The sequence below is a fragment of the Paenibacillus sp. H1-7 genome (assembly GCF_022354825.1).
In the GTDB taxonomy this organism is placed as follows: Bacteria; Bacillota; Bacilli; order Paenibacillales; family NBRC-103111; genus Paenibacillus_S.
Map to the genome: position 1 here is coordinate 2,697,628 of NZ_CP031168.1, position 19,775 is coordinate 2,717,402.

General features: G+C 51.7%; 18 protein-coding genes. 14 read left to right on the forward strand and 4 right to left on the reverse strand.

Features of this window, described 5'->3' with window-relative positions; translation table 11 throughout:
- Positions 1–287 precede the first annotated feature (287 nt).
- Positions 288–1,625, forward strand: a complete 1,338-nt coding sequence (locus tag DVH26_RS12055; protein ID WP_239633927.1) for a dihydrolipoamide acetyltransferase family protein — start codon at positions 288–290, stop codon at positions 1,623–1,625.
- 5 nt (positions 1,626–1,630) lie between these two features.
- Entirely contained in the window at positions 1,631–3,043 is a 1,413-nt protein-coding gene (gene lpdA, locus DVH26_RS12060) for a dihydrolipoyl dehydrogenase (protein ID WP_239633928.1), read from the forward strand.
- Positions 3,044–3,604: 561 nt separating this feature from the next.
- Here lpdA and DVH26_RS12065 read toward each other — a convergent pair.
- The gene (locus DVH26_RS12065; RefSeq protein WP_239633929.1) at positions 3,605–4,519 is read right to left on the reverse strand and encodes a hypothetical protein; all 915 of its coding nucleotides are present in this window, start codon (positions 4,517–4,519) and stop codon (positions 3,605–3,607) included.
- A 311-nt stretch (positions 4,520–4,830) separates the two neighbouring features.
- Between DVH26_RS12065 and DVH26_RS12070 the strand changes: the two genes are divergently transcribed.
- From DVH26_RS12070 to DVH26_RS12085, 4 genes are read left to right on the forward strand one after another with little or no spacing between them, the layout of a single operon-like run.
- Entirely contained in the window at positions 4,831–5,433 is a 603-nt protein-coding gene (locus tag DVH26_RS12070) for a TetR/AcrR family transcriptional regulator (RefSeq protein WP_239633930.1), read from the forward strand.
- Between the two features lie 51 nt (positions 5,434–5,484).
- Positions 5,485–6,693 (forward strand): HlyD family secretion protein, encoded by a 1,209-nt coding sequence (locus DVH26_RS12075; protein WP_239633931.1) that lies wholly within the window; start codon positions 5,485–5,487, stop codon positions 6,691–6,693.
- Positions 6,674–7,828 (forward strand): ABC transporter permease, encoded by a 1,155-nt coding sequence (locus tag DVH26_RS12080; protein WP_239633932.1) that lies wholly within the window; start codon positions 6,674–6,676, stop codon positions 7,826–7,828. The genes DVH26_RS12075 and DVH26_RS12080 overlap by 20 nt, the downstream gene beginning before the upstream one ends.
- Positions 7,825–9,618 carry a hypothetical protein gene (locus DVH26_RS12085; protein WP_239633933.1) on the forward strand — a complete coding sequence of 598 codons (1,794 nt, stop codon included), beginning with the start codon at positions 7,825–7,827 and terminating at the stop codon, positions 9,616–9,618. Before DVH26_RS12080 ends, DVH26_RS12085 begins: the two co-directional genes overlap by 4 nt.
- A gap of 76 nt (positions 9,619–9,694) precedes the next feature.
- Here the strand turns inward: DVH26_RS12085 and DVH26_RS12090 are convergent, their stop codons facing one another.
- Positions 9,695–10,462, reverse strand: coding sequence for an IclR family transcriptional regulator (locus DVH26_RS12090; RefSeq protein WP_239633934.1), 768 nt, complete (start codon positions 10,460–10,462; stop codon positions 9,695–9,697).
- Between the two features lie 429 nt (positions 10,463–10,891).
- On the opposite strand from DVH26_RS12090, the gene DVH26_RS12095 reads away from it, so the two are divergent.
- The 5 genes from DVH26_RS12095 to DVH26_RS12115 are packed head-to-tail and all read left to right on the forward strand — an operon-like array spanning position 10,892 to position 15,988.
- Positions 10,892–12,001, forward strand: a complete 1,110-nt coding sequence (locus tag DVH26_RS12095) for an ABC transporter substrate-binding protein (RefSeq protein WP_239633935.1) — start codon at positions 10,892–10,894, stop codon at positions 11,999–12,001.
- Positions 12,002–12,010: 9 nt separating this feature from the next.
- A complete protein-coding gene (locus DVH26_RS12100) occupies positions 12,011–13,126 on the forward strand; it encodes an ABC transporter ATP-binding protein (protein ID WP_239633936.1) in 1,116 nt (371 codons plus the stop codon).
- Positions 13,127–13,129: 3 nt separating this feature from the next.
- Positions 13,130–13,996 (forward strand): ABC transporter permease, encoded by an 867-nt coding sequence (locus DVH26_RS12105; RefSeq protein ID WP_239633937.1) that lies wholly within the window; start codon positions 13,130–13,132, stop codon positions 13,994–13,996.
- A complete protein-coding gene (locus tag DVH26_RS12110) occupies positions 13,993–14,796 on the forward strand; it encodes an ABC transporter permease (protein ID WP_379460809.1) in 804 nt (267 codons plus the stop codon). The genes DVH26_RS12105 and DVH26_RS12110 overlap by 4 nt, the downstream gene beginning before the upstream one ends.
- Positions 14,797–14,851: 55 nt before the next feature.
- Positions 14,852–15,988: a M20 family metallopeptidase gene (locus DVH26_RS12115; RefSeq protein ID WP_239633938.1), complete on the forward strand. Its 1,137-nt coding sequence runs from the start codon at positions 14,852–14,854 to the stop codon at positions 15,986–15,988.
- A 100-nt stretch (positions 15,989–16,088) separates the two neighbouring features.
- Here DVH26_RS12115 and DVH26_RS12120 read toward each other — a convergent pair whose 3' ends face one another.
- Positions 16,089–16,547 carry a DUF2269 family protein gene (locus DVH26_RS12120; protein WP_239633939.1) on the reverse strand — a complete coding sequence of 153 codons (459 nt, stop codon included), beginning with the start codon at positions 16,545–16,547 and terminating at the stop codon, positions 16,089–16,091.
- Positions 16,548–16,698: 151 nt separating this feature from the next.
- On the reverse strand, positions 16,699–17,367 hold the full coding sequence (locus DVH26_RS12125; RefSeq protein ID WP_239633940.1) for a hypothetical protein: 669 nt from the start codon (positions 17,365–17,367) through the stop codon (positions 16,699–16,701).
- A 186-nt stretch (positions 17,368–17,553) separates the two neighbouring features.
- On the opposite strand from DVH26_RS12125, the gene DVH26_RS12130 reads away from it, so the two are divergent.
- The 3 genes from DVH26_RS12130 to sigK all read left to right on the forward strand — a co-directional run bounded on the left by DVH26_RS12130 (position 17,554) and on the right by sigK (position 19,722).
- On the forward strand, positions 17,554–18,204 hold the full coding sequence (locus tag DVH26_RS12130; protein ID WP_239633941.1) for an HD domain-containing protein: 651 nt from the start codon (positions 17,554–17,556) through the stop codon (positions 18,202–18,204).
- Positions 18,204–18,857, forward strand: coding sequence for an SAP domain-containing protein (locus DVH26_RS12135; protein WP_239633942.1), 654 nt, complete (start codon positions 18,204–18,206; stop codon positions 18,855–18,857). The genes DVH26_RS12130 and DVH26_RS12135 overlap by 1 nt, the downstream gene beginning before the upstream one ends.
- Before the next feature lie 163 nt (positions 18,858–19,020).
- On the forward strand, positions 19,021–19,722 hold the full coding sequence (sigK, locus tag DVH26_RS12140; RefSeq protein WP_239633943.1) for an RNA polymerase sporulation sigma factor SigK: 702 nt from the start codon (positions 19,021–19,023) through the stop codon (positions 19,720–19,722).
- Positions 19,723–19,775 lie beyond the last annotated feature (53 nt).

Sequence of the window (19,775 nt, forward strand, 5' to 3'; positions counted from 1 at the left end):
GCCGGTATCCGCAAACGGGTAATTTATATTATAAAGCGCAGCGGGAGCGCTTTTTGGAATTTATATAATGCGAACACTAGGAATCGGAAGGGCGTGTAACTGTCGGAGAGTTTACGAGCCGACTTTGAAAACGGATTTCAACCGCAAAAGGTGTAATCTAGAAATCCGTTTTCAACAGCGGACGGAGACAGTTGGCACGGCATGGAGATGGTTTCTAGTGTTCAGCACGATTTTTATAAATTCCAACCTGCAAACACCGCTGCGCCACCTTTAGGAGGATCAGAATCGTGGCGATATTTGAATACAAATTCCCGGAGCTCGGGGAAGGGATTCACGAAGGCGAGATCGTCAAATGGCTTGTGAAGCCTGGCGATACGGTCAATGATGAAACGATCATCATGGAAGTGCAAAACGATAAATCCACGGTAGAAGTTCCTTCTCCGGTAGAAGGCAAAATCGTCGAAATCAAAGTCGGCGAAGGTACGGTATGTACGATCGGCGACCTGATCGCGACGATCGAGGTATCCGGCGAGGTGCCTCAGCAACCGAGCCATGGCGGTCACGGCGAGAGCGCAGCTCCTGCAGCGGCTCCAGCAGCACCTGCTGCGGCAACGGCACCAGCCGCAAGCGCAGCTCCTGCAGCGGCGGCTCCAGCTGCAGCAGCACCGGCCGCGGGCGCATCCGCCGCAGGCCAAGTATTGGCTACGCCGAGCGTGCGCAAGCTCGCTCGCGAGAAAGGCGTGAACATCGCGCAAGTCACACCTACAGGCCGTAACGGCCGCGTGACGAAGGAAGATGTTCTCGGCTTCACCGGCGGCGCAGCGCCAGCCGCAGCAGCACCGGAAGCTGCAAGCGCAGCTCCTGCAGCGGTAACGGCATCTGCAGCAGCGCCATCGGCGGCGGCAGCGGCATTGTCCGGCGAACGCGTCGAAGAGCGCGTTCCGCTCAAAGGCATCCGCAAAGCGATTGCGAATGCGATGGTCAAATCCGCGTATACGGCTCCGCACGTAACGCTGATGGACGAAGTCGACGTCACCCAGCTCGTCGCCTTGCGCGGCAGAGCCAAAGCAGCTGCCGAGAAAAAAGGCGTCAAGCTGACGTACTTGCCTTTCATCGTGAAAGCTCTCGTAGCGGCAGCTCGTCAATTCCCTGCTTTGAACGCAACGCTCGACGAAGAAAAGAACGAGATCGTCTACAAAAAGTACTACAATATCGGAATCGCAACGGATACCGACAACGGCTTGATCGTACCGGTGATCCAGGATGCAGACCGCAAAAATATTTGGACTATCGCCGAAGCTATCAAAGATTTGGCAACTCGCGGACGCGACGGCAAATTGAGCGGGGCAGAAATGAAAGGCAGCACGATTTCCATTACGAACATCGGCTCTGCCGGCGGTATGTTCTTTACACCGATCATCAACTTCCCTGAAGTCGCCATTCTGGGAACAGGCCGTATTACCGAAAAGCCTGTCGTGAAAAACGGCGAAATCGTAGTAGCACCTGTCATGGCATTGTCCTTGAGCTTCGACCACCGGATTATCGACGGTGCAACGGCTCAAAACTTTATGAACTACATTAAACAGCTTCTGGCGGATCCAGAGCTGCTCATTATGGAGGTGTAACAGCTATGGTAGTAGGAGACGCTTCCGTTGAGATTGACGTTCTGGTCATCGGTGCCGGACCCGGCGGTTACGTGGCGGCCATTCGCGCCGCCCAGCTGGGCAAAAGCGTACTGATCGTGGATAAATCCGAATTGGGCGGCGTATGCTTGAACCGCGGATGTATTCCTTCCAAAGCGCTGATTTCGGCTGCGCATCATTATGAGGCGGCAAGCCACAGCTCCTCCATCGGCATTACGGCGGACAACGTAAAGGTTGACTTCGCTAAAGTGCAAGAATGGAAGGGCGGCATCATCAAGAAGCAAACCGGCGGCGTAACACAGCTGCTTAAAGGCAACAAAGTACAAATTTTCAACGGCGAGGCTTTGTTCATCAACGAGCATGAAGCCCGCGTGTTCAACGATAACGAAACAGCTCGTTACCGTTTCAACCACTGCATTATCGCTACAGGCTCCCGTCCGATCGAGCTGAAAGCATTCCCTTACGGCGGACGCATCCTGTCGTCCACCGAAGCGCTGGAGCTTCCGGAAATTCCGGAAAGCCTGATCGTCATCGGCGGCGGCTACATCGGTATCGAGTTGGGACAAACGTACGCGAAATTCGGTACGAAAGTAACCGTGCTCGAAGGCTCCGACGCCGTACTGCCTGGATTTGAGAAAGAAATGTCCCAGCTTGTCGCACGCAACCTGAAAAAGCTCGAAGTGGAAGTATTCACCGAAGCTATGGCTCAAGGCTGCGAGCAAACAGACAAGGATGTTACTGTGACCTTCACGGTAAAAGGCGAAGAGAAGAAAGTAACGGCACAGTATGTGCTTGTGACTGTCGGCCGTCGTCCGAACACCGACGGAGATCTGTCCTTGGAGCTGGCCGGCGTAGAAGTAGGCGAGCGCGGACTTATCAAAGTAAACGAGCAATGCCAAACGAATGTGCCGCACATCTATGCTATCGGCGATATCGTACCAGGCTTGGCTCTGGCGCATAAAGCTTCTTACGAAGGTAAAGTAGCGGCGGAAGCTATCGCAGGACTTCCAAGCGCTGTCGATTACAAATGCATTCCGGCGGTTGTATTCTCCGATCCGGAAATTGCCAGCGTAGGCTTGAATGAAACCGAGGCAAAAGCCCAAGGCATCAACGTCGCTGTAGGCAAGTTCCCTTACGGAGCTAACGGCCGTGCGCAATCGATGAACTTGAAGGAAGGCTTCGTGAAGCTTGTCAGCGATAAAGTTTCCGGCTTGCTGCTCGGCGCGCAAATCGTGGGAGCGGAAGCATCCAATCTGATTGCCGAGATGGGTCTCGCAATCGAGATGGGAGCTACAGTGGAAGATATCGCATTGACCATTCATGCGCATCCTACATTGGGTGAAATCACCATGGAAGCCGCTGAGGTTGCTATGGGACATCCGATTCATATTCTTAAATAATCGTATTTTCGATTTTCGAGGCTCGGGCTGCAGACATGCAGCACCGGGCCTTTTTTAATTGGGACAAACCAATACATTTGTACCGATAAATGGGTTATAGCCGATAGGGTTCGTCTGCACGGATAATCCCCGGAATTCATACAATACATCGATTGTCGAATTCTAAGGAGGATGATCATCGATGGGTAAACATCATTTTTGCAGCTGTCATCCAAAGAAGAAAAGAAAGCCGAGATGGACAAAGCATAAACATGTGCATTCATGCAAATGCAAGCATGTGAAGCATGTGAAACACGTAAAACACGTAAAACATGGAGACAACAAGCATGCTCGTCTTTGGGTCGGACCTGTATTCTTGAAGCATGTGCATAAAGCGACAAAAATGAAATGCGAGGATCATCACGGTAAGCACCACCATTCCAAAAAACATCATGGCAAAAGTCATTGCATGTGTTCCAAACGGCATCATCATCATCATTAATTGAGGTTAAAAAAAAGAACGGCCTCTTCCCATCGGATAGGATGGTTGGAGGTCGTTTGTTATGATTGCTCATTGCCTGGTCAGGGCTTTAATTCAATCCAGCGGTCCCATTCATGAACACTGTAGCCTTGGAGAGACGGATGGACCCGCAATGTTTCGATAACGCTGTTCAATTCGGTTTTCATAACTGCACTGCCTTTATCATAAAAGCTGGTGCCGTGCTCGTTATTATTCACGGTTTCTACGGCAACCAGCACGGGTATGCCTGCACGGTCCGCTTCCGCCATTTCCTGTTGGACGGATTCCGTAATCCCTTTAGCATTATCCACGTAAGCCATAAGCGTCACTTGATCGACCTTGCTGATGAACCAATTGGATAATGTCGTTCTGCCGCCGTAGCCGTCCCTAACATCCGTATAATTGAGCCATACCGGCATATCCATACCGACGGTTAGGTCCGTATCCGCTTTAACTTCCTCTACAAAGCCGCTTACGGTGTCCATCCACAATCCGATCACCGCGTCGGAATTCTCGCTCCATTGAGGCAGTACATAGGGTTCTACGTCCAGATGAATCCCGGAGAACTGCTCCTCGGGAGAAGCAGAGCTGTTATACTGCTTAACCCAGTAAATGAACTGGTACATTTTCTTGTTATGCTCGGGAAGTACCCAGTTCGGCGCCCCGGACAAGGCAAATACGTCGATTCCCCTCGTCTTGGCTTCCTTAATGAAGCTTTTGTAGTACGTCGCCGGAAAATCGGGATCTATGAACAAATAGACCCGGTTCACTTCGTGTTCTTTCAGTTGGGTAAGAGTCGCATCTTTGTTCTGGATGAGATAAGGATTCCACATCCACGTGCTGACGACATTCGGCTCCGCTGCAGCTGCCGTATTCCCGGCAATGCCTGCAAAGGAAAAAGCCTGGAGTGCGATGAGGCTGGCGGCTATCGACTTGCTGACTCGTCCAAATCGTTTCCATGAAAATTTCTTGTTCACTTCACTACTCCTTCTCCTTAATGTGTCTTCTCTCTATATCCATTATAAGATTCGAGGGAAATTCAGGAAATCAAGGGGTAGTTTTTGGACAAATCCTCTTGACAAGTCTTCAAAGACCGATGTATTATCCAATTATAGCTAATTTGAACATTTGTTCAAAACAATCGTTCAAAACAATTGTTCAATATATGCACTTTTCCCAATGGGTTTTTATGATACTAAAGAGCCCATGGTTGAACCCGACTAACTAAGGAATTTTATGCATAGGAAGCTATCTCAATGAATTCGGCGTGCGCCGACAGGAGGTTCGAATGAAACAGGATGCGAAAGATGTAAAGCTGAAAATTCTCGATGCGGCGAAAATATTATTTGCGCGCAAAGGCTTTGAAGGAACTACAGTAAGGCAAATCTGCGATGAGGCAGGAGTGGCTCTTGCCCTCGTTTCCTACCATTTTGGAGGCAAGGAGAACGTATATTACGCGTTGTTCGACACGTTCGCGCCGGACTTTTTACATACCGCTTATGAATTGAAGGATCCGGAAGAAGATCTGCGGTCGTTCATCCGCGAGTTCGTTCGATTCCGGATGGCGGAACCGGAGCTCATTAATATGCTGCAGCAGGAAGTCATGATGCAAAGTCCGAGGCTGGAGAAGGTGCAGCAATTATTGTTTTCGCTATGGCTTGGATTGCGACATATTTTGCAGGCAGGCCGCGACAAGGGCTGTTTCGAATACGACTCGCTGAAGCATACGATGCATTTTGTCGTAGGTACTTTGATCTTTTCCCGTATCAGCCCTTTCCTAGATCCTGTATTCGGGTCCGGCGAACCGCAAGCCGGGAAGGAAGACAGTCTGGAGTCCGTCGTATCCTACACGACCCAGTTTATTTTTAACGGATTGAAATGCAGGAGTTAGCCTCCTGATTCCAATAGATATAACAGCATCATGGGAGGAGTAGAGAGAGAAATGAAACGGAATGCAGCGGTATTGGCTGTATTGGCCATTGCTTTGGGGGGCGGAGGTTTCATGCTGTCCGCAGAAGGCAAGGATGCGGTAACGTTGGCCGCCAATCAGAAGGCGAGCATTGTGACGGCGGAGCAAGTGAACATATCTTTTCAAGGCGTTGGAGGCAAGGTTGTCGGTGTGCCGATCCAGGAGGAACAGCCTGTGAAGAAAGGGGATGTGCTGCTGACCCTCGACCCGACGGACATCGATTTGCAGCTGCAAAAGGCGCAGGCCGACATTGAGGTTACGACGTTGAAGCTGAAGCAGAGCCAGGACGGGCTCCAGGTCGCCCAGGAAAAGCTGAACAATGCATTGAAGCAGGCGCAAATCGGAGTGGCCCAAGCCAAGACATCGCAGCAGCAGGTGGAGGAAGGGGCACGATCCGAAGATATCGAGAGACAGAGGCTGGCTGTTACAGCAGCGTCCGATTCCTACAACCACGCCTTGAAGCTGTATAACCAGCTGTTGAATATGGAGGAAACCTACGATAAGAACCCTTACTCCTACAAGGACCACAGAGATGCGATGGAGAACGCCAAAAACCAGCTGACTACGCTCGAGAATGCGCGAAATCAGCAGCAGGCCGTGCTGGATAAAATGACGAACGGCGCGACCAAGGAGGAGCGTCAGCAGGCTGCTCTTATGGCGGACAAAGCTCAAGCCGTACTGGAGCAAAACCAGCTGGGTCAAGAAGATATCGACAATCAGCGAATCGGATTGGACGCTCTGGCGAAGCAGCTGGAGCAGCAGAACATCCTGCTGCAATCGCTGCAGATCCAGAAGGATCGGATGACCTTGAAGGCGCCGTCGGACGGCAAGGTCGTGAAGATCGTTCCCAAGACGGGCGAGAACGTAGGATCCGGCGCTCCTGTCGTCATCATCGAGACGGAGAAGCTGTACTTCGATCTGTACGTCAGTGAGCAGCAGGTCGGCAAGCTGAAGCCGGATATGACCATACCGGTGCATTTTGCTGCGCTGCCGGATCAAGTACTGGATGGCCGGGTCCATTTCGTAACGGCTGCACCGCAATTCGCAAGCTTAAGAATGAGCCGTGAGAAAGGTACGGCCGACTTGAACACATTCCAAGCGAGAATTTACATTGACCGGACCGACAAGCTGCTGCCGGGAATGACTGCGGAGGTACATGTCGATGAGATCCCAGCTCGATGAATGGCGATTTGCGCTTACGAGCAAGTTCATTCCGGCGATTCTGATCGCTCCGCTGCTTGTAGCCGCCCTGTTCGGATATATGTTCCAGAACAGCCAGATTAACGAAGCGCCGATTGCAGTCGTCGATGAAGACAACAGCATATACAGCCGGCAGTTTACCGAAAAGGTGAACGCATCGCAATATATGAATGTGACCGATGTGTTCTACCAAGCGGTACAGCCCGATACATTGCTGGCAAACGAGAAATACATAGCCGTCATCTACTTGCCGAGAGGCATGGAGCAGCTGAGGTACCAAGGCAAGCAGGTGAACGTGGGGGTATTGATCGACAACACGATGCCCTCTGCTGTAGGCAATATTCGTAACGGCATTCAAGAGCTGATCACCATCGAGAATTTGTCTCTGTCGGTCGGCAAACTGAAAGTAATGGGACTTAGCGATGAAAGCGCAGCGGGAATTGCCGCTCCGATATCGATGCAGCAGCGTCTGCTGTACAATCCGACCTCCGATTTTATCGGCTTCATGGTTATAGGCTTTGTCAACGTAGTTGCGCTGGGAATTACCGCTATCGCCACCGCTTCAATCGTCCCGAGACTGCGGGTAGAAGGTACGTTGGCGCAAGCGCTGAAGCGGCCGCTAGGTTTATGGCTGAGGGTCGTGCCGTACGCGGTAATCACGTGCATCAGTCTGCTGCTGGCGTTCGGGATGCTGAAGCAGCTGGGCGGCTTGAGGTTCGCAGGCAGCGCGACCGCTTTTGTCATTCCCCTGCTGTTATATACGCTGACGATCTCCTATATGGGGATGCTGGTAGGATGGTCGGCGTCGGAGCCGTCTAAGGTGGCTCTGAGGACATACGCCATTGTATATCCGTCCTTTATGCTGTCCGGCGTGCAGGTAGCGACGATTATATTCCCTTATCCGATCCAAGTGATAAGCCACATGCTTCCTTTGACCTGGTTGTTCAAGTTCATTCGCGGCATCGGCTATCGCGGAGGCAGCTTGTCATATTTTACAGCGGAAATCGGGGTCTTTGTATTGATGATCGGCATATTGTCCTTAGGAATCGGATTGATGATAATGTGGGAGCACCGCAAAATGAACGTGAAGACGGGTATGGAGGAGATAGCAGCATGAGTACGAACAGAAAATCTTTGGCAATCGTTTTTGGTTTGTCTTTATTGACCATGGGACAATTAAGTGGAGCCGTCGAGGCATCCGCTTCGGCACTTCCGGCGGGGATCAGCTTCATCGCTCCCGAACAGGCGGTGACCGTATATCAACTAACGGATTCCTTAAGTGTAGAAGTCAAAAGCCTATTGAACGAAGCCACTTCCGACGGACTGCGAATCGCCGCAACCATCCGGATGAAGAGCAACAGCTCGAAGGTTATTAAAATACCGGAAACGGATCTGCGGGTTACAACTGCCGACGGTTACGAATACACACTGCAGGCGAGCGTTTTTAACGCTCATGCGATCCGCCCTAACACAACCGAGGAATTGAGCTATATGGCAACAGTGGACCGCAAAGATCAAGTTAGCTTGACCGGGCTGTCCTGGTTCTCCGTCGACTGGTACACGTATCCCAAAACCGAAACAACGCTGTTGAACATTCCAGTATCTAGCAACATATGGAGTGGTCCCTTGTCTGAAATCACCGAACCTGAATACAAGAAAACATGGGGAGAAACGTTCCGTATACCGAATATCGACTCTCCGCTAGTCTACACTCCGGTTGCGGTACAGAAAGATACGACGCAGCAGGGGACGGTAACGACGGTGAAGCTGCTGGTTGAGAACCCTTCCGGCAAAAAAGAAACGCTGCCGGAGTTCAGCCTGGATGGGCGGACGGCGAACCAAACCGGCTCGGATCCGAACGTATTCCCCGGCAAAAGGGTGGAGCAAGGGCCAATTTCTCTCGATCCTCAAGAGCAGCGCTACATCCACTATACCGTCGCTATTGAGAAAGATACGTCCTTGGCCAGCTTGAACCTGCTGACGACGGAAACGTTCAAGCAGCTGGATGCCAAAGGAACGCCGACACAGACCTCGTATTCCGTCGGCCGCCTGAACATCGCGCTGCCATCGGGAGGACAGTCGGATATTTCAATCGAAGGCAATGCTTACGAATACAATACGCCGTTCCGATTCGACGCGCTGTCGGACGCTATCGATCCGAATATGGACGTATCGTTGGTTGAGATGCACATGCATGAGAATGAAGGCGAAGGCTACCAGACCGTCATCGGGAAATTCAAGCTGAACAATAAGGGCGAGCAGCCGCTTCCGCTGCCTCAGTTCCAGACGAAGCTTGTGACCGAATCCGGCCTGTCCTACGCCGGCAGCAGACAAACAACGACGACCCAGGATATTATGCCGAATACATCGTATGTGATCAGCTATTCCTACATTATGCCTGCGGAGATGAAGGATCGGAACTTTGTGCTGAAACTAGTCGATACCAAAACGGCCGCACCGGCTTCGACAACGATTGGAGCCTACCGGATCTCGCTGCAAACAAATACGGTGAATGAGGATGAGCTGTCCTTCTATCCGTTCAAGGTTAAAATGAACCTGTGGCAGCTGTCGGCCAGAACGAATATGGCTCCGGTTACGTCGCCTGCTCCGACGACATTCTCATACAAGCTCAAGCTCGATCTGGATATCGAACGGCAGGAGCAAGTCATCGTGGATCAAAGCTTTTCCAAAATGACGCTGGAGCTGGTGGACCCAACAGGCAAGCTGCTATCGGTCAAAACGTTAAGCTTCACAGGCGTCAATCGTCTCGTCAGCGGCACGCAGATCATCCCATTCGATAATCTGAAAACCGATGAACAGGAATATCCGCTCACCGTAAATATTTACGAATCGATCACGACACCGACGGGTGAAGCCAAGCGGTTAGTCGGCTCGATCAAGGAATAATTAAGGCGCTTATAACAATAAAGCAGCTGCCATCTATGGATGGGCAGCTGCTTTTGGCTGTATTACGGCAGCATCTTTAACCGTACATTTTCTTATAGCCTAAGCCTGCGGATAGGTTGCGGGTCGTCTCGAGAACCGCAGAGATCCACTGCTCCTGGGATTCCGTCATCCGGTCGGAAGGACCTATCGTGCTAATGGAGGCGATGACTTGTCCGGATGCATCGTAGATAGGTGCAGCGATACCCGTCACACCGACGTTACGGAGGTTGGAGCTTACTTCGTAGCCACGCTCCCTTATCGCATCAAGCCGCTGCTCGATTTCTCCCGGCGATTTCAACGAATATGGAGTAAACGTGCGCAGATCCTCGCCCAACACGGCGTCGATGATTTCCTTCGGCTGAAACGCCAGGATGGACCTGGAAGCCGAGGTGGCATACAGCGGAAACCGCCGATACACCTCGATATCGAACCGAATCGGATATTGCGAATCGATTTTATCAACGTAGATCGCGTCTTTGCCGTCGATGACGCACAAACAGACAAGCTCCTTGGTCGTTGACGCCAGCGAAAGTAGATGCGGTCTTGCGAACTCTACCATGTTGTGATCCTTAAGCACTTTATTTCCTAGCTCCAGCAGCGTATAGCCGAGGGAATAGAGCTTATTCGCCGGATTTTGCCTAATAAGCCCTTCACTCTCCAACGTAATGAGAAGCTTATGAACGGCGCCTTTGGATAGACCGAGACGCTTGCTTAGATCCGTAACGCCGAGCTCCTTGCTGGATGTATCGAGAAACAGCTTTAGCAGATGACAGCTGTTTTTTACGGAAGATAAATACGTTTCCATATGCTTCCTCTCCCTTAGACAATTACGCAAATATTGGTATTTTATCATAACCGAAACATTTTTTCACCACAATAATATTTATAAGTGTCCTCAGGCATCGGATGTAAAATCTATACGGCGATAAAAACTGCCTGGGCTTACGAAGCAAGTTTTGCTAAAGCAAAATTGTAAGGTCGCTCATCAGTTAATGAACCTCGTAAGAAGTCTTTCTCTAAGACGAAAGCGTAAACATTTGTAATTGAAAAAAACGGATAACCATGCTAGAATCGGTTTATGATTCACATATAGTATACATCGTTCACGTATAGTGAACAAGTTAATTTTCTGAATTGTAAAGGTCATTTGCTGTAATAGCTTGGTTTCAGGTGATTACCGGCGAATTCCTTGGCAAGGATACATCGCAATTATAAAAAGGGAGGATCATTTTACATGAAGAAAAAGACTATTTCCGTATTATCGGCAGTCATGCTGTTCGGAAGCATACTGGCAGGCTGTGGGACATCGGCGGACAAGCCCGCTGCTCCGGCAGGGGAAGGAAAGGCTGCAGAAGGCGGGCTCAAACCGGAAAAGCAGCTGGTTGTGGCCGGTAACGGCGCAACGGTCGAGCAGCTGATGAAGGATGAAATTTTCAAGAAGTTCAACGAGAAGTATCCCGATGTGAAGCTGACATATGTATCCGGCGTTTCCACTGAAATCGTTGCCAAAGCGAAAGCTCAGAAGGCTTCACCTCAAATGGACGTGACGATTGTAGAAGGCGGGGAGCAGGAGGCGGGTCGCGTAGAGGGTTTGTGGGACACGCTTAACGATAAAGATATCCCAAGCATGAAGAAGGTTCCGGACGAACTGAAGGTGAAGGACAACACCGGCGTCGCCGTCAACTTTACCCCAATGGGCATTTCGTATAACGAGGCGATGTTGAAGGAGAAAAACTTGCCGGTTCCGACATCGTGGAACGATCTGGCCCGTCCGGAAATGAAAGGAAATTTGACGCTGTCCGAAATCTCCAGCAACTTCGGGCGCTCCACGCTCATCATGCTCGCTTATGCCAATGGCGGTAACGAGAAGAATATGGATGCAGGCTTCGCCAAAATGAAAACGATCGCAGGCTATATGCCGACGTTCGCCAAAAGTGCGGCTCAGCTGCAGCAAAACCTGCAAAACAAGAGCGCAGCCTACGCCACATGGACAATGGCCCGCAGCCTGGTGCAAAAGGACGCCGGACTGGATTTGAAATTCGTCGTCCCTAAGGAAGGCGCGAATCTGGTGCCGAATGTAGCTACCATCATCAAAGGCGCCAAAAATCCTAATGCGGCAAAGCTGTTCATCGAGTTCCTGCTATCGGACGATGTGCAGAAGATGTACGCGAGCAAGCTGTACTATAATCCGGTGACGAACGTAAAGCTGCCGGATGATACGGCAAAGCTGCTTGAATTCGACCGCAGCAAGGTTGTGAAGTTCGACTTGGAAGCCGTTGGCACCAAAACGCCGGAGTGGATTGACCGTTTCAACAAAGAGATTGCACCCCATGTAGGAAAATAGGTGAGCAAAGTGAGTAAAATGTATGATGTAGAGCTGCACGGCATAAGAAAAACGTTCGGTCCGAACGTGGTTGTGGACAATTTTAATTTGCAAATCGAGCAGGGAGAATGCATCTCCTTCCTCGGCCCTTCGGGGTGCGGGAAAACGACGACACTCAATATGATCGCAGGCTTCCTTGATCCCGATCAAGGCGATTTGATCATAAAGGGCCAACGGATGAACGGCGTACCCGCCAACAAGAGAGACCTGGGCATGGTGTTTCAGACGTATTCGCTGTTCCCTCATATGACGGTCGCAGACAATGTGGCGTACGGCTTGAAGCTGCGCAAAGTGCCGAAGGCGGACATCACCGAGCGGGTACAACGCGTGCTGGAGCTGGTGAAGCTGCCCCATGTAGCCGACCGTTATCCGAAGCAGCTGTCCGGCGGGCAAAGACAACGTATCGCCATCGCCCGCGCTCTGGTAACGGAGCCATCGCTGCTGCTGCTCGACGAACCGCTCAGCAACCTGGACGCCAAGCTGAGAGAAGAGCTAAGGGACGAGCTGAAAAGATTGCATAAGGAAACCGGCGTGACGACCATTTTTGTTACGCACGATCAGGAGGAAGCGCTGTACTTGTCCGACCGGATCGTCGTGCTCGACCATGGGAAAGTCGAACAAATCGGAACCCCGTGGGATATTTACAATGCTCCGGCCAGCGAATTCGTGCATACGTTCATCGGCAAATCCAACCGGATTATCGGAAAGGTAAAGGGCATGGAGAACTCCCGTCTGCTTCTCGGAGCAGGAGGATCGAAACTTCCGTTCGAGCTGAGGGCGAATCCGAAGTCCGGAAGCTTCGCTGCAGGGGATGACGTGTCGATCTATATTCGCCCGGAAAAAATCGTATTGTCGCTGGATGAAGCTCAGGCATCCGGTTCTCCCGAATGGACAGCTGTGCAAGGGCAAGTGAAGCAGCTTTCCTTCCTAGGGGCGTTCGTGGAGTGCGAGGTTGCGGTCGGGGGCGAGACGCTGATGGTCCGTGTGCAATCGGCGGAGCTGCAGGGTCGGCTTCAGGAAGGCCAAGCCGTGTCGCTGCACTGGAACATCGACGATGTATTTGTTTTCCCGGGAAAGGAGCGGTAAGCGATGGCTGCCTCAACGATTGCCTCAAAAGGTTCGCTGCGCACGGCGCTCCTGCTGCTGACCCCCGGTCTTATCGTGCTGCTGGGAGCTTTTCTTATTCCGATGCTTTATATCTTCTTGCAAAGCGTTCAAAACGAGCACCAGCAGTTCTCGGTTCAAAACTACTTGTTATTCGTACAGGACCCGTACTACATCGGCATTTTGTGGAGAACGATCCGGGTTAGCCTGTATACCGTCATCGTAACGTTAGTGCTGGCTTATCCGGTAGCCATGTTTATGGCGAGGACGACAGGTAAAATGCGGGGGATCGTCACCTTTCTTATCATTTCTCCGCATCTGATCAGCGTGGTTATCCGTAACTTCGGCTGGGTCGTCATTCTAGGTGAGAAGGGGTGGATCAACACGACGCTTCTGAAGCTCGGCCTCATCGATAAACCGCTTCGCTTGTTATATAACGAGCTGGGCGTCGTTATCGGCTTGACCGACTCATTCATCGTCTATATGGTGCTGTCGATTGCAACCAGCCTGTATTCGATCGATTCTTCTCTCTATAAGGCTGCGGGCATCTTAGGCGCTTCGCGTCTCCGGTCGTTCCTGACCATTACGCTTCCGTTAAGTCTGCCGGGAATGATAGCAGGGATTACGCTTGTATTCAGCTTGTCGATGAGCGCTTTTGTCACACCGGCATTAATGGGAGGAACCTCGGTTAAGGTTCTGCCCGTCATTGCCTACGAGAAAATTATGGCGACCTTGAACTGGCCGCTTGGCGCAGCGTTATCCTTCTTGCTGCTGGCCTCCACCTATGCTCTGGTAACATTGTTCACGCGAATTATCGAAACGAAACGGTATAAAGAGGTGTTCTCATCATGATGCGGCGATTTCCACTGCTTGGCCTCATTACGTTCTGCGTCGTTCTGTTCGTCATTTCGCCGCTTCTAGTTGTTATCCCGGTATCGCTTACTTCCAAAAACGTGCTGTCGTTTCCGCCGGAAGGCTTCTCATTCAAATGGTATGAGAAAATCGCCGACCGGCCTGAATTTATCGACGCTTTCGTATTCAGTCTCGAGCTTGCGGCCGTAACTGCGGTGCTTGCCACGCTGGTTGGAACGCTCTGCGCCTTGGCGCTGCATAAATACAGCTTCCCCGGCAAAAAGCTCATCCATGCACTGATGCTCTCGCCGCTTACGATTCCCTCTCTCATTATCGGGATCGCAGCGCTGCTCTTTTTTACGCGGATCGCCATTGCCGGAACGTTCTGGGGACTGCTGGCCACCCATATTCTCATTTCGGTGCCATTTGTCGTCCGGCTGACGTTAACCGGTTTGAGCTCCTACGATTATACGTTGGAGAGAGCGGCTTACATTTTGGGAGCGAAGCCGGGTCAAGTGTTCCGGGACATTACGCTTCCGCTGCTGAAGCCGGCCATTATTTCGGGCTTTATCTTTTCGTTCCTGACCTCGTTTGACAATGTGACGGTATCACTGTTCCTCGTCTCTCCGTCTATGACGACGCTGCCTTTGGCTATTTTCAGCTATATGCAGGAGACGTTGGACCCTCTGGTCGCCTCGATCTCGTCGGTCGTAATATTGCTCAGCCTTGTATTTATATTGCTTCTTGAGTTCGTTTACGGTCTGGACCGGTTGTTCGGCTCGAACTCCCAGGCTCATTGATAATAAAGATTTTTCCAGTCAAAAATGGTTTCATCTAGAAAGGTTATGTAGATCGATGTTATTACTTGGATATATTCAAAATCAAATGCCGGAGCTGCTGATGCGGCTCGAAGCCTGCGTCAACATGGACTCTCCGTCGAAAAGCAAAGCGCATAACGACCGGATGGCCGACTGGTTCGCCACGTTGGCGCATCAGCTGCTCGATGCAAACGTACAGAGGCTCACTCACCCGGAGGCGGGCGACCGCCTGCTGGTGGAAGCCGGTACGGGATCGCGCCGCATCCTGCTCGTAGGCCATTACGATACCGTATGGCCGGAAGGCGAAGCCGCCCGGCGGCCGTTCGCCATCCGAGACGGCAAGGCGTACGGCCCCGGCGTGTACGATATGAAGGCCGGCGTGCTGCAGGCGTTCTATGCCTTGAAGGCGCTGCAGGACAGCGGCATGTGGCCTGCGGATACGCAGGTCGCGATGTTTCTCAACAGCGACGAAGAAATCGGCAGCCCGTCATCGCGCGGGCTGATTGAAGAGCTCGCGCGCGATGCATGCGCCGCCCTCGTGCTGGAGCCGCCTATGGCTCCCACGGGCGCGCTCAAAACCGCACGCAAGGGCAGCGGGCGGTACAGGCTCGAGGTGCGCGGCGTATCCGCGCACGCGGGGGTTGCGCCGGATCGCGGCGTATCCGCGATCCAGGAAATGGCACTGCAGATCCAGCGGCTGCACGCGATGTCTGACCCGGCGGTCGGCACCAACGTGAACGTCGGGATAGTCCGGGGCGGCATCGGCACCAACGTGGTGGCCGATTATGCCGAAGCGGAGATCGACGTTCGCGTGCCGACTCTGGCCGAGGCCGAACGCGTGCATGCGGCGCTGCTTGCGCTCGCGCCGTATCACCCGCTGGCGCGGGTGTCGGTGAGCGGCCGAATGATGCGGCCGCCGATGGAGCGCACGCCGGAGAGCGCGCGGCTGTTCGAGCTCGCGCAGTGTATAGCGCGCGAAGAGCTCGGTCTCGACCTTGCGGAGACGGCGACAGGCGGCGTTAGCGACGGAAACTTCACCGCCGCCTGTGGTGTGCCTACGCTCGACGGTCTAGGGGCAAGCGGCGACTTCGCCCATGCTCCGGGCGAATATGTGGAGCTTGCAGATATTCCGGTTCGATCGGCATTGCTTGCCCATCTGATCGCCAGCCTGTAGCTCCGACTTCCATCAATCTGCCTGTACCTGCACACGGCGAATGCATTTCTCGTAGATATCCAACCTCCATCCGCTTAGCCGGATCGGAGGTTGTTCTCATTTATAGCACCGGCTTCAAAATCATGAGAATAAACAGAACGATGCCCATAGCGGAGACGAGGTACAGCCAGTTATTAATCGAAGCGATACTCGCTTGAATATCTCCCGGCAGCATGTCCTTGTCCTGCAGCTCTTCGCGCTGCTCCAAAATGGCTCTCAGCTGCTTTTGCCTCGGTGTGACGACCCCAATGATGACAATTTGTATCAAAGCGTACAATAGGAGAGAGCCGATAATCCACAAATCGAGAAATCGTACCGGTGACCACGCTACCAGCATAATCCCGCTAATAACCGAGAGGCTGCCTCCTACTTTCGGAAATAAATCGAGCAAGCTTCCCAGACGCAGCGCATGCTTGAACTCTCCCGCAGATTGTCTTGTTCTGTACAAAACATGCAAAAAATAAGTTGGCCCCACACCGATTATGGCTGTAAACACATGGAGCAAGACAAGCCATTTCAACCTTCATACCTCCCGCAGTAGTTGGACTGTATTTACTATACAATGCCGAGAGGGTTTATAGATAAGGGGTTAGCAATAAATGGATATTAAATTTTCTTTATCCAAAAATGGTTAAGTTATGTTATACATATCTTCATGACCATGGCGAGTATCATTGCTTCGAGATACGCCGTGTTCCCGTAGTGTTTCTGGAAAAACGGGTAACTGCAGTTGTTGAAGAGGCAATTAGGAGCGTTTTCGTCGTTTGATTGTAGGTCAGCCTCCAAGTTTTCCCTGAAGCAAGGCCTAACGATGTCCGAATAGCCGAGGTGAGACGGAAGGTCTCATCCAGCTCGTTCACCGGAATGATCAGTCTTGCCCGTTTGCTCATATTGCCGCTCTTTACGGCAATCGCATTGCCGGAGACGGATTCGGGAATACCGAGCTTGCTTAACAGCGCATAGCCAATGACGATGACATCGTCGCGGTGCTTTCTCGTTTCCTGCAGCAGATAGCCGTAAGCGGTGCTGGTTACGATCCTCTTCATCATAACGGTCTTCGTATCCTCCAAATAGGTGAGGGAGAACCGCTGGCCATCCTTTATGGCGAGCGTTTTGGCCAGTTCAGGGCTGATCTCAATATAGCTGAAAAAGCATTCATCGCCTTGTTCCTCGACAAATGTTACTTCCCTTTCGGCTTTACCGTGTTTCAGCTGCAGCCCGGCGCGGTTTTGAATCATATGTAGATCGCCCGGCCGATCGTATCCGCAGTTCAAGATTAATTTGACTATACCTGCATTCAAGCCTTCCGTGATACTAACTTCCACGAATCCTAATAGCACATTGTCCACTCCTTACTCTGTTTACATAACTGAGTTGCTCACATGTTTAGTAGCATATGCGGCACTAGCCAATGATGATTGTATAGTTGTACCGTTGCCTTTTGGGGGAATTTGCCGCTCAAGCAAAGTAAGGTATACTGAATTCAATCCATTAAGCTTACCAAGAGAAGGGATAATCAAAAGCACATGAACAAAGAGACGATATTACTCGAAGCAGCAGCCTTTGCCAAAAAAGAGCTGGAAGCGGACTCTAGCGGACATGACTGGTGGCATATCGCCAGGGTTGCCCGGACCGCACGCTTGCTGGCCATGGAAGAGCAGGCGGATTTGTTCGTCTGTGAATTGGCCGCTCTTCTTCATGACGTGGCCGACGAGAAGCTGAATCCTTCGGCCGAAGCCGGTATGAACAAGGTACGGAATTGGCTTCAGGCGCACGACACGGAAGAAAAAGTCGCAAATCACGTGCTGGAGATTATAGCTACGATCTCCTACAAGGGCGGGCATAACCGTCCGGTGACGACCAAGGAAGCCCAAGTTGTACAGGATGCGGACCGTCTCGATGCGCTTGGCGCCATTGGGATTGCCCGGACCTTTGCCTATGCCGGCTGGAAAGGGCATCTGATCTACGACCCGGAGCAGCCGGTACGGACGGAGATTACCTACGAGGAATACCGCAAAGGAGAGGCGTCGGCGGTCCATCACTTTTACGAGAAGCTGTTCAAGCTGGCGGACTTGATGAACACGGACAGCGGCAAACGATTGGCGAAGTCCCGGCACCGGTTTATGGAGCAATATTTGCAGCAATTTTATAATGAATGGAATGGAGAGAATGTGTAATGGAGCGCCCTCCTTTCTCGGAGCAGCTCACGGTAGCGGAGTTCCGGCGGCATTACTGGTATAAGGCGGAGTTAGCCGGCATTTGCAAATCCATCGGTTTGTCCCCTCAAGGTACCAAAGCGGAAATGCAGCAGCGGGTCGAAGGCTTTTTGTCCGGCGAAACCATCGCAGATGCGAGAGAAAGCCATACGCGAATACGCAAAAAGGCTTCACCACGGGAAATCACGCCTCAGACGCGGCTTATCCCGGAAGGCTTCAAGTTTAACCGGCAGGCGAGGGAGTTTTTTGCGCGATACTATGGAAAGGAGCGGTTTTCATTTACTAAAGAAATGGCTGCCGCTCTAAGAGAAGCCGAACGAACCGGAAACCTCGAGATGACGGTTGCCGATCTGATCCGTGTATACGAAGGAAAGACGGATGCGCCTGCTGCCGCCTCTTCCGAAGAGGCTACATACCAATGGAACCGGTTTGTCCGGGATTTTAACGCCGATCCGGCGACGAGAGGAATCAAGGACCGGATGAAAACGGCTGCCCTGCTGTGGAAGCGGGTGAGAGATGACCCAGGATGGAGCAAAACGTATTCCACTACCTATTTAGCCGACTTGCTGCCGGCAAGCGAGCTTGACAAGAAGGATGAACCGGATCCGTCATAGCCTTAACATAGATTGAACGTAGTAAAGAGCGGCAAGCAGCACTATTTTTTAGTCCGTACAGGCACTTCCAGGCTATAGCCTACATAAAATGGTAGTAATCACTATAGCGGACGCCTCCCGTATCAGCTTTCGGCTCCGCAACTACGCTCAGGGGGTGGCTGAAGTGCCTGGATTTTTTTCCGCAATTGCTCTGTTTATTAAAGAATTAATGCTTCTGGTCTCTTACGTGAAAAACAACGCTTTTCCGCAGCCTCTAGCAGAGGATGAAGAAGAAAAGCACCTTCGCTTAATGGCCCAAGGCAATCAACACTCGCGTAATTTATTGATTGAACATAATTTGCGGCTTGTTGCTCATATCGTCAAAAAATTCGATAACACGGGGGAAGATCTGGAGGACTTAATCTCGATAGGAACCATCGGGCTGATCAAAGCGATCGAATCGTTCTCGCCGGATAAAGGCACCAAATTGGCGACGTTCGCAGCGAGATGTATCGAGAACGAGATTTTGATGCATCTTCGTTCGCTTAAGAAAACGCGCAAGGACGTTTCGCTGCACGACCCTATCGGTACGGACAAGGAGGGAAATGAGATTACATTGATCGATATTCTCGGTACGGAAGCCGATGATGTCGTGGACAAAGTGCAGCTAAAAATCGAGAAGAGCAAAATTTACAAAAATTTGGATATTCTTGATGACCGCGAGAAAGAGGTCGTGGTGGGCCGTTTCGGTCTGGAGCATGGCGGAGAAGAGCGGACACAGCGGGAAATTGCGAAGGAGCTCGGCATCAGCCGCTCGTACGTGTCGCGGATTGAGAAGCGGGCGCTGATGAAGCTGTACCATGAGTTTTATAAGGCGAAAAAGTAAGGTCGGTCTGACGTAGCGGATGAGTCGCATACTTCATTTATTTGGTTTCAGAT